15 protein-coding genes and 1 pseudogene are annotated in these 14,685 nt (G+C 67.3%); 7 read left to right on the top strand and 9 right to left on the bottom strand.

The genetic code is table 11. The features are described from left to right. Positions 1–212 precede the first annotated feature (212 nt). The gene (locus ABZ281_RS02245; protein ID WP_356651211.1) at positions 213–644 is read left to right on the top strand and encodes a hypothetical protein; all 432 of its coding nucleotides are present in this window, start codon (positions 213–215) and stop codon (positions 642–644) included. 1,466 nt (positions 645–2,110) lie between these two features. On the opposite strand, the gene ABZ281_RS02240 is transcribed toward ABZ281_RS02245, so the two are convergent. From ABZ281_RS02240 to ABZ281_RS02215, 6 genes are all read right to left on the bottom strand, one after another. After that, positions 2,111–2,626, bottom strand: a complete 516-nt coding sequence (locus ABZ281_RS02240) for a hypothetical protein (RefSeq protein ID WP_356651209.1) — start codon at positions 2,624–2,626, stop codon at positions 2,111–2,113. An 18-nt stretch (positions 2,627–2,644) separates the two neighbouring features. Then, the gene (locus ABZ281_RS02235; protein ID WP_356651207.1) at positions 2,645–2,917 is read right to left on the bottom strand and encodes a hypothetical protein; all 273 of its coding nucleotides are present in this window, start codon (positions 2,915–2,917) and stop codon (positions 2,645–2,647) included. Beyond that, positions 2,917–3,150 (bottom strand): hypothetical protein, encoded by a 234-nt coding sequence (locus ABZ281_RS02230; RefSeq protein ID WP_356651205.1) that lies wholly within the window; start codon positions 3,148–3,150, stop codon positions 2,917–2,919. The genes ABZ281_RS02235 and ABZ281_RS02230 overlap by 1 nt, the downstream gene beginning before the upstream one ends. 652 nt (positions 3,151–3,802) lie before the next feature. After that, positions 3,803–4,102, bottom strand: coding sequence for a hypothetical protein (locus ABZ281_RS02225; protein WP_356651203.1), 300 nt, complete (start codon positions 4,100–4,102; stop codon positions 3,803–3,805). 101 nt (positions 4,103–4,203) lie between these two features. After that, positions 4,204–4,962 (bottom strand): hypothetical protein, encoded by a 759-nt coding sequence (locus ABZ281_RS02220; protein ID WP_356651201.1) that lies wholly within the window; start codon positions 4,960–4,962, stop codon positions 4,204–4,206. Between the two features lie 103 nt (positions 4,963–5,065). Further along, positions 5,066–5,662 carry a terminal protein gene (locus ABZ281_RS02215; RefSeq protein WP_356651199.1) on the bottom strand — a complete coding sequence of 199 codons (597 nt, stop codon included), beginning with the start codon at positions 5,660–5,662 and terminating at the stop codon, positions 5,066–5,068. A 130-nt stretch (positions 5,663–5,792) separates the two neighbouring features. Here ABZ281_RS02215 and ABZ281_RS02210 point away from each other — a divergent pair, with 130 nt between their 5' ends. From ABZ281_RS02210 to ABZ281_RS02195, 4 genes are all read left to right on the top strand, one after another. Continuing rightward, positions 5,793–6,101 (top strand): DUF6300 family protein, encoded by a 309-nt coding sequence (locus tag ABZ281_RS02210; protein WP_356651197.1) that lies wholly within the window; start codon positions 5,793–5,795, stop codon positions 6,099–6,101. Positions 6,102–6,187: 86 nt separating this feature from the next. After that, a complete protein-coding gene (locus tag ABZ281_RS02205) occupies positions 6,188–6,550 on the top strand; it encodes a nucleic acid-binding protein (RefSeq protein ID WP_356651195.1) in 363 nt (120 codons plus the stop codon). Between the two features lie 2 nt (positions 6,551–6,552). Then, positions 6,553–7,074, top strand: coding sequence for a DUF6233 domain-containing protein (locus ABZ281_RS02200; RefSeq protein WP_356651193.1), 522 nt, complete (start codon positions 6,553–6,555; stop codon positions 7,072–7,074). A gap of 880 nt (positions 7,075–7,954) precedes the next feature. Continuing rightward, positions 7,955–8,107, top strand: a complete 153-nt coding sequence (locus ABZ281_RS02195) for a hypothetical protein (protein ID WP_355982265.1) — start codon at positions 7,955–7,957, stop codon at positions 8,105–8,107. A 101-nt stretch (positions 8,108–8,208) separates the two neighbouring features. Here ABZ281_RS02195 and ABZ281_RS02190 read toward each other — a convergent pair whose 3' ends face one another. Together ABZ281_RS02190 and ABZ281_RS02185 are read right to left on the bottom strand one after the other, a co-directional pair. Further along, positions 8,209–9,567: a hypothetical protein gene (locus tag ABZ281_RS02190; RefSeq protein WP_356651191.1), complete on the bottom strand. Its 1,359-nt coding sequence runs from the start codon at positions 9,565–9,567 to the stop codon at positions 8,209–8,211. Positions 9,568–9,576: 9 nt separating this feature from the next. After that, positions 9,577–11,610, bottom strand: coding sequence for an HNH endonuclease (locus ABZ281_RS02185; protein ID WP_356651189.1), 2,034 nt, complete (start codon positions 11,608–11,610; stop codon positions 9,577–9,579). 157 nt (positions 11,611–11,767) lie between these two features. On the opposite strand from ABZ281_RS02185, the pseudogene ABZ281_RS02180 reads away from it, so the two are divergent. After that, positions 11,768–12,043 (top strand): annotated as a pseudogene (locus ABZ281_RS02180) (DUF6233 domain-containing protein); the annotation flags it as partial. Between the two features lie 27 nt (positions 12,044–12,070). On the opposite strand, the gene ABZ281_RS02175 reads toward ABZ281_RS02180, so the two are convergent. Then, positions 12,071–12,937, bottom strand: a complete 867-nt coding sequence (locus ABZ281_RS02175) for a GNAT family N-acetyltransferase (RefSeq protein ID WP_356651187.1) — start codon at positions 12,935–12,937, stop codon at positions 12,071–12,073. 622 nt (positions 12,938–13,559) lie between these two features. On the opposite strand from ABZ281_RS02175, the gene ABZ281_RS02170 reads away from it, so the two are divergent. Continuing rightward, positions 13,560–14,432 (top strand): GAF domain-containing protein, encoded by an 873-nt coding sequence (locus ABZ281_RS02170; RefSeq protein WP_356651185.1) that lies wholly within the window; start codon positions 13,560–13,562, stop codon positions 14,430–14,432. Positions 14,433–14,685 lie beyond the last annotated feature (253 nt).

The raw sequence follows: 14,685 nt of genomic DNA, 5'->3' as shown, positions 1-14,685 counted from the left end.
GCCGTCGGCTGACCCGGCCGCCCGCCCGACCGGACGACACGACATCAGCGGCGCCGCACCTCAGAGTGCGGCGCCGCTCTCATGCCAGCGGGGCGTTACATCGTTCCCCTCCAGGGGAACCCCGCAGGCAGGACGGCCCGCACGAGCGTTCCCGGGATATGGCGCCGCGCGCCGCCTGCCCGAGTGCCGGCCTACGCGGTACGAGTGGGGGCGTGACGCACAACTTCGGCTTCCACTTCACCCAGGAGCTGGGCAACCACTTCGGCCCGCCCACCGACAGTTGGCCCGCGAGCGCGGAGCGGGTGACCCCGTTCTTCGCGATCGTCGTCAACGCACTGGGCACGGACGACGCGGCGCGGTGGTTCGAGGCGGCCCGCAAGGCCCACCAGCGCGTGGTGGCTGCGGAACGGGACCGGACCCACCACTTCGGCTTCGCCCAGCACCTGGACGTGGAAACCGAGGCGCACCAGGAGCCCACTCTCCCCGTCGTGGCCGCCTTCGAAGCGACGAAGGCGCTGTACGAGATCACCCGCCGGGACTCCGGTGTCGACGTCGACGTGTTCTTCGGCTGCGCGCTGCGGGCGTGCTCGCGCGGCAGCGGCCGGACCGACGGCACACCGGTGGCAGCAGGCGCGAACGCGTAGCCGCCCCGGGCGCAGCGGCCGGCTCCTGCAGTCGAGCGAGAGTTCGGCTCCGTGACGGCAGGCGTATGGACACGGGACACCGCGGCCGGTGTCGGACGGCTATCAACGGGCGGGCGGTAGCACCAGGTAAACCGGTTTGTTCTGGAGCAGCAGAACAACCGACGACTGCTCGGCGCGCACGCTGCATGCAGCAGCTGCGCATAGATCTCGCGCGGAGCATCGCAGTTCTGTGAACTTATGCAGCCGCCGGGACGGGTCCGCGGCCCTGCTGCTGGCCCTGGAGCAGTGAGCGCCGGCTGCATGCAGCGAGGCCGTGCAGCGCGCAGCTGCTGCTCCGACTGGGCGGGCCTGCTGCTCGTGCAGCACCCGTGTGCCGTCTGGGGCGTGCGATTACTGCGCCACAGCACCCGACCCCGAGCAGCAACCGGCGTTGCACCCTTCACCACCAGGAGCAGCAGCCGGTTGCGCAACGGACGCTGCACGGTGCAGGCCGGGAAGGGTGCAACGGACTGCAACGTGCAGTCGGCATGCAGTCGGTTGCAGCAACGGCGGGCTTCACCGGGAGCGCCGGCACCCGGCGACGCCGGGGTCGATCGACACCGGCGTTGCACCCCAATGGTGGTTAGTACAGATGGCGGTCCTGTGCAGGTAGTAGATCCCTCCCCCTGAGAGCAGGGCTCGGTCCGGGGCGACCAGGAACCCCAGCGAGACGACGACGGCGGCGAGACGCTCACGGAGCCACCCCAAAGGGACCAGCGGCACCTTCGGTCCCTGGAGGCGCTGTACGGCGCCGTGAGCGCCTCTGGCGGTCCTGATCGCCGCTCGGGAGCCCGGAGGGCGTCAAATCGCCGCAGGCGGCCTTACAGGGCCGGGAAGGATCATGTGTGCCGGGCGCTGGCAGCGCGTGGTCACAGGCGAGGGGAGAAGCTCGGGTCCCGTTCCGCGAGCTCCGCTCTCAGGGGGAAGGGATCTACAACCCGCACCGGAAGCACTATCTGTACTAACCACCATTGGGGTGCAACGCCGCCTTCGCGCCGTGACGGCAGATCCTTGGCGCGAGCTGCTCAGCGCGGCGGCAACAGCCCCGGGCTACCTCCGGCCCTCGAAGGCGCTGTACGTCGCCGTGAGCGCCTCCGAGGCTCTTGATCGTCGGCTCGGGAGCCCGGCTGGCCTCGGAACGCGGCAGGCGGTCGTATGGGGCCGGGAAGGATCATGCCCGCCGGACGCTGGCGGTCTGGGTCACAGGCGAGGGGGGAGATGCTCGGTTCCCGCGCTGCGAGCTTCGCTCTCAGGGGGAAGGAAGAACAACCCGCAGGTAGGTACTACAAGTACCTACCTACATTGGGGTGCAACGGCTGCCCTCGGGCCGGGCCCGGCGGGAGTCGGTGGCGCAGCACTGGCCACGACTGGAGGCGGCAGCCGGCTGATGGGTGCAAGACCGGAACGGACGTGCGGCGCGGCCGCGGCTACAGGCGCTGAGCGAGGGTCTCGCAGTAGGCCAGGGGAACGGTCGCCTGGTACAGGTTGCCCTCGGCTGCGTTCCGGGAGGCCATCCCGAGCATCATCGCGAGGCTGTGCAGCCTCTCGTCTCCGTCGGCGGCGTCTTCGCCCAGGCGCTCGCGCATGACGCGGTCCGCCTGGTCCAGGACCTCGGGCCAGACCCCGGCGTGTGTCTTCGGGTCCACTCCGGTCAGGGGCGTCAGCCACAGGTCGGCGTGGGACTGGAGCAGCTGCTCGGCCGACCGGTAGTCCAGGACCGATCCGCAGGACAGGCGCAGTCCGTCGGTGTCGGCGGCGGTGCCCGGCCACCCGGGCAGGGCCTCGGAGTGGGCGGGGCACAGGAGTGCGAGCCAGGCTGGCGGCTCCCCCGGCGAGGCGGCGGGGCCCTGCCGGAGCGTGGTCGGTGTGGCGGGGCAGTCCAGCACCTGGCGGAGCCCGGTGAGCTGTCGGCCGGCGGTGAGCTGCGTGATGTCGGACGGCACCTTGGGCTCCTTCGGCGGCTAGACCTCGATGTAGGCGACGACCACGACGGTGCGCAGCGCGGTGACGAAGTACAGGACGCGGACGGCTTCGACTTCGTCGGCGTACTGGCGCAGCTGGGGGCCGGCGGTGTCGCCGGGGATCGGCTCGCCGACGTCCGGGTCGACGGAGATGACGACCAGGGCGCGGTCCAGGGCGTGGATGTCCGCCTCGCTGGTGATGTTCTCCAGCTGCTTGGCGGCGGAGTCGGAGAAGGCGATCCGGGCGCGGCGAGGCCCGTGCGCCGACGGCATCAGGCGACGGCCGGGCGCTGGGCGGCGAGCCGGGCGAGGTGGGCCTCGCGCAGTTCCTCCCAGGGCGTGCAGTCCTCCACCGAGGGCAGCCCGTTGGCCGCGATGTCCTCGAGGACGGCGGCGAACTGGTCGGCGTTGGCGCGGGTCCGGGCCGCGTACGCGCGCAACCCGTCGGCGGCCGCGGGCTCCAGCTGCTGCCGGGCGTGGTCGGCGGGGGCCGGCTCTTCGCTCATCGAGGCCTCCAGGAGGGCGGAACTGGCGTCTGCTCCCACGGTATCGGCCACCCCGGCCCGAGGGGACCACTCCGGACGAACCCGGCCGTACGGCGGTGCGGGACCAAGGGACCCAGGTGGACCCAGCAGCCGTTGCGGATCGTGTCCACCAGCGAAAACACCGGTCTCGGGACCCAGGGACCCAGGTTCTGGGGCGGTTGCTGGGTCCAGCTGGGTCCGCCCGCGCGATGACACAGATCAGCTGAACAGTGACACAGATGGACGTGCCCACCTGGGGAAACGGGGGGTTGATGACACAGATGACACAGGTCCGCCGGACTGTTCAGGCCGGGATGCCGGGCACGGCCTGGCCGTCCGTGATCTGGAGGCGGGCGGCCATCGCGTGGCCGTCGCACACCATGTACCAGCCGCTCGCCGTCGTTACGTTCTGTGCTGGTCACGAGTGCGCGCGATGCATGATCAAAAATGTCACACTCCCTCTCGAACCCCGCCCTGGGGGGCTCACGGGACCCAAGAAGCGGACATAGGGGAACATATTCAAGGCGACGTGACACTTTTTCAGAGGAGCGTGACAGGCAGTGTCACGCTCACGCTCTGTCAGCGTGACACCTTGCCGGATGAGACGGTCGGTCCCTCGATCAGCGGATCTGCTTCACATGCCCCGGACCGAGATCATCTGGTCCACGGATTTCTGAACCTTCGGCAGGAACGCCGCGATGGTCTCACTACTGGGTTCCTCGCCGAGCAGTTCCAGAGCGGTCGCGTGGGTGAGGACGATGTCGGGCTGGTAGACCAGGCCTGCGGCCCACACGTCCAGCTCCGCTTCAGTGCCCCCGTCGTCGCCGGGACCGTAGTTGATGTACAGAACGGGGAGCTCAGCGGAAGAGTCCAAAAGGGTACGGATGTCTGCGGCGGTGACCTGCGGCGCTGGACTGTCGACGGTCGGTTCCATGGTGTGACGCTCCTCCGGCTGATAGTCGAGTCAGCCTATGGCCGCTGCGGCGGCCAAACCGATGGGGATCGGGGAGGGCCGGGGCAGCACGAAGAGTGAGATCAGCCTTGCCCGGACCGGGTGCTGGCGAGGAACGCGGCGAGGTCGCCGGTGGCCTCGGGGTCGGCGGTGGTGAGCCGGGCCGCGAACGCCAGCTGGTCGACGCCGGCGCCGGGCGCGAGGTGCGCGAGTTCGGTGAGCAGTGCGGCGTGGGCGAGCAGATGCGTCGGCAGCAGATCGGCGGCGGCCGCGCGGGCGGTTGGCTCCGCGTAGTGCCCGCGGTGCGCAGCCAGGGCGTGGGCGAGCCAGGCGTCGACGTCCTTCTGTACGTACGAGCCGGCCCGCCGGGTGAGTTCGTCCCGGGCGGCTTCGTCACCTTCGCGGGGCTCGGCCTGCTCCAGCGTGCCGAGCTCGCGCAGCGCCTGGAGCTCATCGGCGCGGGCCGCGACCCGGGCGGCTTCGCGCAGCTCGGCTTCCCGGACGGCGGCGGCCGCGGCGTCGGCGGCGAGCTCCTCCTGGACGTGCGGGTCGGCGTCCGGGTCGTAGACGGCGTCCGGGGCCGCGACGGCGAGCAGCTGGTCGATGCGCTCCCACTCAGCGAGCTCCGCCCGGCCGCGTTCGTCGTCGGCCAGGTGCTCGTGCCGCGAGTCCTGCCGTGCGTCGAACCGGGCGTCCTCGAGGGCCGCCGCGACGGCGCCCGCGTCCATACCCTTCGCGCGGCGGCGCACCACACGCCGTCCGATGCGGGCGGGGTCGACCGGCGCGCGGGGCGCGGCCAGCGGGGCGAGCGGTCGGCGCAAGGTGCGCCGGGGCGTGGTCATCTTCGGCCTCGCATTCGTGGTGCGGATTTGGAGCGGACCGCCGCCAGAGCGCTGTGCGACGGCCCGCGAATAAGGTTTATAGCAGGCTCTGAATTCTGGGTGGTCAGAACTCAAAATCTATCGACCGCACGTGCGTGAAATCCGCTCGGAGGCCGTCAGCGCGGGTGCCCCACTCCGTGAAATACGACTCGGTGATGGCCTCCGCGACGATCGGATGCAGGTCTTCCTCCGTCGCACCGGCCTCCTGGAGCTGGAGGATCTGCGCGGCGTAGGTGGGCGAGATCGGGGTGGTGATGGTGCGCTCACGGCCGTCGTCCGAGCTGCCCGTGCAGGTGAATCCGAAGTAGGCCGTCACCTCCACCATCATTCCGCTGGAGGTCGCCGCTCGCTCCCGCGCCTGCGCTCTGACCTGCGGTTGCCACTGGGATTCGGTCTCCTCCACCAGCGCGGCCTGGAGCCTCTTCTGAGGCTTCTTCAGCTGCCCGGCGCGGTAGCGCTGCACGGTACGGGGCGAGACGCCCAGCTGTTCGGCGAGGGCCTTCGTCGACCGCTTGGCGCGCGTGTAGAGGAATTCGATCTGGGCCTTTGCGGATTTCGGCGCGGGCCGGGTGAACACCTTGCGCTCCGCCCGCTTGAGGGCGTCCAGGACCCTGTTGCGGCGCGGGGCCGGCGGCTGCGTGTCGTCGCTGCTGTCGATCATTTTTCCAGCAGACACCCGTTCCCCTGTGGACAGATTCCGCGGCCAGGCGCCCGACCGCTGCGGGTGGGGTTGACGGCGTAGATCAGCGGGTCTTGGGTGGAGGGCCACGTCCAGAGCAAGGGGACTGGCCATGGATCTGCTCAGGCTTTCCGACCGGCTGCCGCAGTGTTCACGCTGCCGAGGCGACCTCATCATGAGCGGGGTGGCGCCACAGAACGACAAACACGGGCGGCCGATCCACCTGGAGCTGTGCCCGGTGTGCGACACCGGCGACGTCGACCGCCCGGCGGCCGGCCTTCTCGTGCAGTGGTTCGCCAACGACGGCGGTCATGACGAGAGCCGCGTCAAGGAGGGCTCGCACCTGCTGATGGAGTGGACGAAGGAGTGCATGGCCACCCACGGCTGGTACTTGCACGACACCCCGCCCGACCAGCCCTGAGCCGTCATCAGCAGCAGCTGCCGGGCGCGCAGCGCCGCCGCGTCGTACGGGCAGTACGGTCGCCGGGTCGAACTACTGTTGGGGCCGTGGCGACAACGTACGACTACCCGAGCGACCTCATCGCAGCGCAGCAGGCACTCACCCAGGTGCGGGCCGACCTCACCGCCCTGTACAAGCGACTGCCCTACTCCGTCGAACCGATGGAAGGCTGGCAGCGCCCCGAGGGCTACTGGCTCACCCCCTCCCGCGCATACCCGGACTCGCCGGGCTGGTCGGAGCAGGAGCAGAAGGAAGTCGCCGCGCTGCGCGAGCGGGAGCGCGACCTCACCGCCGCGATCGTCACGCACGCCTTCTGGAACGACGTCGCCGGACCCGATCGGCTCGATGCCCGCTCCCAGCTCAAGCACGCCCTCGAACGTGAGGACGGCGAGGGCCAGGAGGCGGCGTAGCCGTGGCGGACACGCCACCCGAGCCGGAGCCGCCGCCCATCACCGTGGTCCTCCCCGACGGCCAGGAGGTCACCGGCCGCCTCCAGGAGCGCCAACAGATCCCGGGTACCTGGCTGTACAAGGTGGCCGTCCCGGCCTGGCAGAACTCGCCTTCCGGGCAGGTGGAGCCCGCCTGGTACGTGGTGTGGGTGCAAGCCCCCGACCACGTGAAGCCCGTCCCCGGCGTCTCGTACGACGACGTCCCCACGACCCGGCTGCCGCCGCCGACGACAGAGCAGCAGATCCTCGGGAAGCGCCGCCCCTCGGGCTGGGTCCTGCAGAAGCTGAACGACGGCCGCGGTCCCGGCCGGGGCATCATCCACGCCGTCGACTGCGAGGAAGCACCCGCCGGAGCACCGGTGCTCAGCTTGGACAGGGCGCTGGACGCTGCGGAGCATCCCGGTACTCGGCTGTGTTCTTTGTGCGGCGCGGCGCAGGAGCTGGATCCCGTGCTCAAAGGGTTCGACCACAGCGACGGCGAATAGGCCCGTTCCTCTGTCAAGGGCCGAAGGCGACATGCACCAGGTCCTCTTGCACAACCCGGTTCGCTTCGGAGAGGTAAAGGGAGAGAGCTCCGTAGCGAAGACGAACCGTTTCGCAGTGCTCGCAGAAGCCTGAGACACCGTCCTACAAGAAGTCGGATGCTCTGCTCGCGTTGAAACCGCCAACTCCGGCGAAGAGATCTACCGACTCCGCAAAGAGAGCGACGATGTTTCGCTTCCCAACCTTGCCACGGACAGGTGTTTCAGTGGTTCAAGGCCTCAGTTATCGCGCCTCAAAGAGGGCTCCGCAACGCGTTCCTGAGCGTTCTCAAGGCTTGTCGGCTCCACTTCGGCATTAGCGGGCATCAGCTTTCACCTTCGGTCGCCCCACGCCCCGGACGGCATCGCCGCAGGTGGGAGGCTTGCAACCTTCGATGACTTGACAAGCCGCAGCGCCTAGCACATGTGCGGTGACTCCGCTGAGGTGCCTTCCCCAGGCTGAGTTGGCCTTCGATGCCGTACAGAGGCAGAGGGAAGGTCGGGCCGTGATGTGCGTAGGCTTCTGAGTCGACGGCAGCGGCAGTGCCCCGTGGGTTCTGCAGCCGCTCCAACGGTGCAGTCGTCAACGCGTAGTTCGACCGCTTCAACCGGAAGGAGACAAAGCAGTGGCCCCCTGCTCCAACAAGGGGCCACTCGCGTAGTCCGACAGCTCCACCCCGTACCAGAACGCATTCCAAGATGGGAGAAGAACCATCAGGTCCGAGCCCGAGCCTACGGGGCGCCATGTGCTGCCGTCGAGTCAAGGCAGTCCCGGCACGCCCGCAGGCATAGCCGCACAAGCCCGTCACCACACCTCCTGTATGAACAGGGAGAGGCGGGCTTCGTGAACAACGACCAGATCAGCGTGCGCATGGTCGTGCTGTTGCTGGTGGGCGCGTTAACCGTCGTCGTCGCTCTCCAAAACCCGGCGCTCGGAGCGGCGATCGGCGTCGGCGTCGTTGTTGTCGCCCTGCTCAACGAGCTGATGGGCAGATAGCCGGCGGCCATCCCACCCTCGCGGATACGCGAGCGAGCCCCGGACCACATCGGTCCGGGGCTCGCGGGCTGTTCGGGCGCGGCTGCTACAGATCGAAGGTGTCACCCGACTACAGGAGCCGACGCTTCCGCGTTCGGGTCCGCGATGGAGCTGGCCAGCGCGTTGATCCTCAGCTGGAGTTGCTTGATGCTTTCGCGGACGTCATCGTCGATCACCGTTGCCAGTTGCTGGGGGTCGATTGATTCGATGCCCTTCGCGGTGGACTTCAGTGCCTTGAGGTACTGGGTGCGCTGTTCAATTGTCTGGAGGTCCCGATCGGACTCCACCGTCTCCTCGATGGCTTCCCGTACGGTTTCGTATGCATCGGTGACGCTCTCAGGGGTCGCCTCTGAGTCTTCGACGGCTGCCAGGCACGCGGAAACTTTCTGGCGGGCCTGACTGGTGAGCTCGATGATCTGACCGGCGGGGGTCTTGGCTTTCCCGTCTGTGGCGACTTGCCGTACGAACTCGATGCGTTCTGCCTTGCGTGTCTGAGCCGCGGCTTCTTTGCGGATCGCCGGGTCAGACATCGCCTGCGCAACCACTGTGGCTCTGAGTTCCGTGCGTCCCATCAAGGCATCGCGAGCGGCCTCGGCTGTCTTGGGGTCGCCCAGGATCGCAGTGCGCATCGCGGCCGGATTCTTGGCCACCTTCATGGCTTCGGTGTAGCTGGTGCCTGCGGCTTTGGCTTCCTCCGCGATGCGCTCGCGCCGGTCGGTGCTCTGTTCGTAGACGGTGAAGTAGTCGCCCCAAAGGTTCGCGTCGGGCAGGTCAATCTCTTGGCCCGGGGTCAGCTGGTCGAAACTGGGGACTTTACTGTCTGCCGCCGCACGTTCCCATGCACGGTAAAAGCGCATCACCCGCGCAGCAGAGGTGCCGGCCATCTCGGCGAACCTGCTGGCGGATACCTTCTCGACATCCCCATCGTCGACACCCCACGTCTCGCTCGGTCGGCGCTCGACTGCGCCGGGCTGGACGTTGCGGGCGACCAAAAGCCCGAAGACCCATCCACCGCTTCGGTCATAGGCGCCGAAAACCCGGGCATCGCGGGCGACGGGGTCACGTTCGGGGTCGGGCCCGAGGAGCCGGATGACCTCCGCGCGCATGGCGTCCATCTGCTCTCGGATGCGTGGCACGCCTTCGTGCGGATGCCGCAACTGAAGCAGTATGCGGACGTTCTCCACACTGGCACCAAGCCCGAAGGGGGGGTTCGCTTCGATGAACTCGGAGAAGCTGTTGAACGGCTTCTCCTGGTTGACGCCGGAGGGGACCTTCTTCCAGGTTCCTTCCGCCATGACGGCTGCCAGCAGCTCCAGGAAGCCGATCGGCGTGCCACCGTTGCGTTCCAGGGAGTCTCGGAGCTGGTAGACCTGATGCTGCTCCTCAGTGAGATAGCTGTTTGATTCGACTCGGACGGTCATGGAGCTCTCCTACTTGAGGGCCAGTGCAGCGCGGAACCTCCTGCTGGCCTTCTCTACGGTATTGGCGTTCGCCGCCGTGCAGCCGGCAGCCTCGTTCACGCGTGCCGTCGCTTTCATCGCAGCGTCCCCGTAGCCGGCGTCTCCCGGCTTCACACCGCCGCGGTACAGATACTGCCTGATCGTGTCTGAAGTTTTGGAGTTGAAATCGGCGATCTGCTGACGTTCGGTCTTCGGGGCCTCTGTGGGCGGTTCCGGTTCCGGCTCGGTGCGCGGCTGGGGGACCGGGGTCGGCTGCTTGAGCATCATCCCGGCCATCTCGATGATCTGCTTCAGCTTGGTGACGTCTTCTGCGGCGTCGACAGCTCGCTTCAGCGTCTCGACCATCAGCGTCTCGTCCGCGTCCATGTCGAGTTCGTTGCTTGAGGCCCTGGTGGTCGTGGCGACCGCGGAGTCGATGTAGGAGAACTCCTCCTGGACGGCGTCTCCGGGCTCCTCGCGTTCCTCTTGTTCCCGTTCTTCCAGGACCTTCAGTCCCCGGTCGTTCTCCTCGCGCAGGAGGTCGAGGAAGCCCTGCATCTTCGGGTCGTCCGGGGCCACGATCAGGCAGGTCTGTTCACGGGCCGGCGTGCCGTCCCATACGCGCAGGCCGCGGCCGATCAACTGCATCAGGTGGCCGCCGTCGCGGTAGTGGGTCAGGATGCCGACGACGGTGATGGTCTTGCAGTCGTAGCCGATGAACGCCATGCGCACGGTCACCAGCAGGTCCATCGGCTTGACCTTGAAGTCCTGCAGGACCTGTGAGGCACCGGTGTCGGATGACACGGCGAGCGCCACGCGCAGGTCGGGGTAGCGCTGTTGGAGGTACTTGTAGACCTTCTTGGCGTCCTGCTGCTGCATGCAGGAGATCAGGCCGCGGTAGGAGGCGTGAAACTTCTGCTTGTCCCGGATGGCCCTCACGACGTCGTCGACGAGGGGCTGCCAGGTCTTCTCGTCCCTGAGCACGGGTACGAGTTCGCTGCCGTCGTCGGACAGGTTGTACTCGAGGACGCTGTCCCCGCGGCCGGCATCGTCGGCAAGCGTGCGCTTGGAGACGCGCGCATTGGTGAGGCGCATCTCGAACTTGCGCAGGTAGCCCTCCGCAATGCCGTTGGAGTACTTGGCTTCCGCGTGGTGGACCAGGACCTCACGCTTGGGGTCGGTCGGGTGGGGCTCGTAGTCAGCCAGCACCAGCCGCTGGTTGTCTGCGCGGTTCGGCGTTCCGGTCAAAAGCAGGGTGTGCCGGGCGTACTCGTGCATCTGCTTGATCAATGCGCCAGCGCGGGTACCGCCCTCGCCGGCGTCGGGGTCGGTCGTGTCGCCGCAGAATTGCGCCTCGTCAGCCACGAGCAGGAACCGGCCCTGATGCTTGGCCGCCCATTCCAGAAAGACCGACTCGTTGGTGACCAGCGCGCTGTAGGTGGAGACGAAGCCGCTTCCCGGTTCGGTTACCGGCGTGAGCGGCTTTTCTTTGATTTTGTGCCGAATCATCCCGATGCGCTTGGTGCTGTCGAACAGCAGGCACATCCCCTTCGTCACAGAACCTTGGCTGTCCCGCTGCATCCAGTCGGTCTCGCACTGCTCGGCGAGGGCGACCCGGGGGGCGAAGACCGCCACGTGGTCGATCAGGCCGGCCCTGAAGAGCCTGGTGGCTGTTGCCTGGTAGGTGAGCGTCTTTCCCGACCCAGGAGAGGCGAGGACGGCCGTCAGGCGCTCACCCGCATGGATACGGTCAAAGACTTGATCGATGACCTCCCGCTGGAAGGGCCGCGGCGAGAATTCGTCGGTGTACTGCACCCCACGTCCTTTTCCTCTGTTGCACTGCGCACACAGTGCTTGCCCGTTCTCGATCACTGTCCGGCCGCCCTGCACCCAGGGCACCATGTGGTCGGCCTCCCAGCCGTCCAGCAGCGGTGCACTGCACGTCTCGCACCGTCCTTCGGCGAGGTCGTACAGGATGTTGCGCTGGTTCTGGGTGAAGAACCGCTGAGGATCCCGATCCGCCACTACAGCTCCCTAAGTCCCCCGATATGCACCTCAGTTGCCGGTTCGCAGGCTACAGGCGGGGTCTGACAACGAGCCGTGTACTGAACGGGATTGACCGATCATCACTTCTTTCTGATCGGCGGACGGGCCGAAGGACAGGTCGGCAGGCGCACAGCGCACTGAGCGCCTGGACAAGCCGTCGACGGTCCGCGAGATCCTAGGGCCGCGCCGGCGCCCCGGCTGGGTCCTGCAGAAGCTGGGCAGCGGCCGTGGCCCCAGCCAGGGCGTCATCCACGCCATCGACTGCGGGGAAGCACCCGCCGGGGCGCCGCCGCTCACCCTGGACCAGGCATTGGGTGCGGCGGAGCACCCGGGCGTCCGGCTGTGTTCCCTGTGCGGCGCTGCCCTCGAACTCGATCCCGTGCTCCGGGGCTTCGACCATGGCGGCAGCTGACGGACGTACGAGGATCCGGGCGCTGCCTCAGTTACCGGACTGGCCCAAGAAGGCATCGAACATGGCGCGGGTGCGCTCCGGCCCGTACAGGGTCATCTGCTGCTGGACGAGGGCCTCGATGCGCTCCTTGACTTTGGTGAGCTCCTCCGGCGTGTCCAGGTGTGTGGGATCGAACGGCTCCTCGACACCGACCACCGCCGGGAACGGCTGGTCTGCCGTCCCGATGTCGTAGGCGCGCACCTCTGGGACGAGCGGCAGCACGATCAGGCGGGAGCCCTCCGTCAGGTTGAGCGCGGCAGCGGAGGGCGCGTACAGGTTGCCGACCTTCTCCCGCAGGAAGAACGCGGCCATCTCCGCCGGGGAGACGATGAACCCCCACCTCTCGTACATGTGCGCCAGATCGTCGTCCCATACGTAGCCGGTCAGCATCCGGCGGCCGCGCTGACGCTCGAAGTCGGCGGCCGCCCGGACCAACTGCCGGCCGATGCCCTGCCTGCGGGACGCGGGCGCGACGGCCATGAAGGCCAAGTGCGCGGTGACCGCGTTGACCCGGTCGAACATCTTGCGCTGCATGCCGACCTGCTGGGCATACAGGTTCTGATGCGCTTTCAGGTCGGCCAAGTCGTCGCCCGGCTTCGAGCCGAGACTGCCAGCCTGCACCAGCACAGCGCCCAGCAGCGTGCGGCGCCGCTCGAAGACCAGGAGGCGGAACGGCTCAGCGAACCGGGTCGTGTCGACCCCTTTGTCGAGAAGCTGGCAGGACACCGCCAGCTGCATCCGGTCCTGTTCGTCCCGGGCCACTTCCGCGAGCAGGTTCCGGACGGCGTCGCCTTCTCCGACACGAGCCGGACGTACCCCCGACGTCTCCCCCTTGCGTGCCTTGACCCGCCCCATGTGTGTCCCCCTCGGTGTCTGTGGTGCGCAGCGTTCCGGGGAAGCGGCTCACCGTCGTTGCTCCCGTCAAGAATCGCGCCGGCCCGGCCGTTGCGTGGTGCATCCCGCGAAAGATTCCTCCGGAAGAGCTGTTGACGGCGACGTTGATGATGACGTCACCGCCGGTCTGCGCCAGGGAGTCCGGCACCCCGGCGAGGACCAGGGCGAGCTCCGGATTGTCGAGCGGCGGCATCGGGGCCTGCCCGACCCCCTTCTCGCTGCTGCTCTCCTCGTAGGACGCCAGGCTCGCCGTGACGGAGGCGTCGAAGTATCGCCAGGCGGAGCGCACCTGGATTCTGAGCCGCTCGGAGACGGTGGTGATCTGCTTCTCGATCGTGTCCTCCACGGTCGCCGGCGCAAGGGGCACCCCCCGGCGTGCCAGCTCCGCGAGCGTCTGGGGAACGGCTTCCTTGAACGCCTTGGTGTTCAGCGCGAAGCGAGTAGGACGTGGGGTGTCATCGGCAGGATCGGTGCATAGGACCTGGCGCACGCACCCGCCGCCAGGCGCACCAGTCACACGCCTACCAAAAGGGGTAAAATGCACATAATGGACTGATCTCCACCTGTGGAGGGGGGAGGGCCGATGAACCTTGGTCCCATCCCGCTCAATAAGCGCGTTGTTCTCGTCCTGGTGAGCTGGCAACTCGGCATCATCCTTGCTATTGCCACGGCTGTACTCGGGCCCCTGATCGGCATCTCGCATGGTCCGCTCAAGGGCTGGCTCATCGGCATCTTGGCGTTCGTGGCCGCAGTCGCTGCCCTCATCGTCGCCATTCGCGGCAAGCTGAAGGGCTACGCGTGGTTTATGAAGCAGGTGTATGAACGTGTCTACCTAGCTGGGATCCCCCTTCTTAATGACCTCAAGAACTTCACATGCATTACTGATGGGGCGTCAATTGGCTCTGCCTTCAGCGAATTGCACCGGAGTGTCCTCGACACCGCAATTGAGGTTTGCGGGAGCCCCTCCCTTAGGTCTCAACGCCGAGCAGCTATCTATGAGTTGCGGGACGGCAGCAGTGATCTCATCCGCGGGCCAGTCCGCGGCAGGCAGCATCTCGGTGCCCAACCGCGAGAAAGGTTCTCAGCAGAGCACCTGGAAGACAGCCATGTTGTCACCTGGTGCAAGGGAGTTCGCAACGGGATGAAGCCTCTCGTTGACTACCAACCCCGGGCAAAAAAAAGTGCCCGAGGGTCCGTCAGCTCAACGGCTGCCTATGAGAGCTACATAGCTACGCCCATCTTCATCAAGGTCGAGCGCCCAGGTGGCGACGACCTTGGAAAAACCTACGGACTTCTTGCACTCGATAGCGCAGCATCAGGCGATCTGGTTGAAGATGACAAGCAGTCCATGATAATGCTTGCGAGCATCCTTGCGGCTGCTTACGCGCACAGAGACTCGGTTCTCGGCCGTTCCAATCCCATAGCGTCCCGTAACACTGAGAAGAGTGGACAATGACCGACACCGAGCACCGCGCACCCGCCGTGGTTCCTACCATCGATGAGCTGCTGGAAATGGCTCAGGAGGTCTCCGCAGGGCACGTCACGCGTGAGGAGTACTTCGCTGCTTGCCGACTGCGCGCAGACCAAGCAGTGGAGGACGCTACAGAACGGTTTATGTCGGATCCCTCACACGGGTGGGACCTCCGCAGGGTGAGGGACTCGGCAACTGATCGTTAGCGGTCGGAAGAGGACAGACGTGAGTCTCCGAG

It is taken from the genome of Streptomyces sp. NPDC006265, assembly GCF_040613555.1.
GTDB lineage: Bacteria > Actinomycetota > Actinomycetes > Streptomycetales > Streptomycetaceae > Streptomyces.
This window is presented reverse-complemented; position numbering and strand designations above follow the sequence as displayed.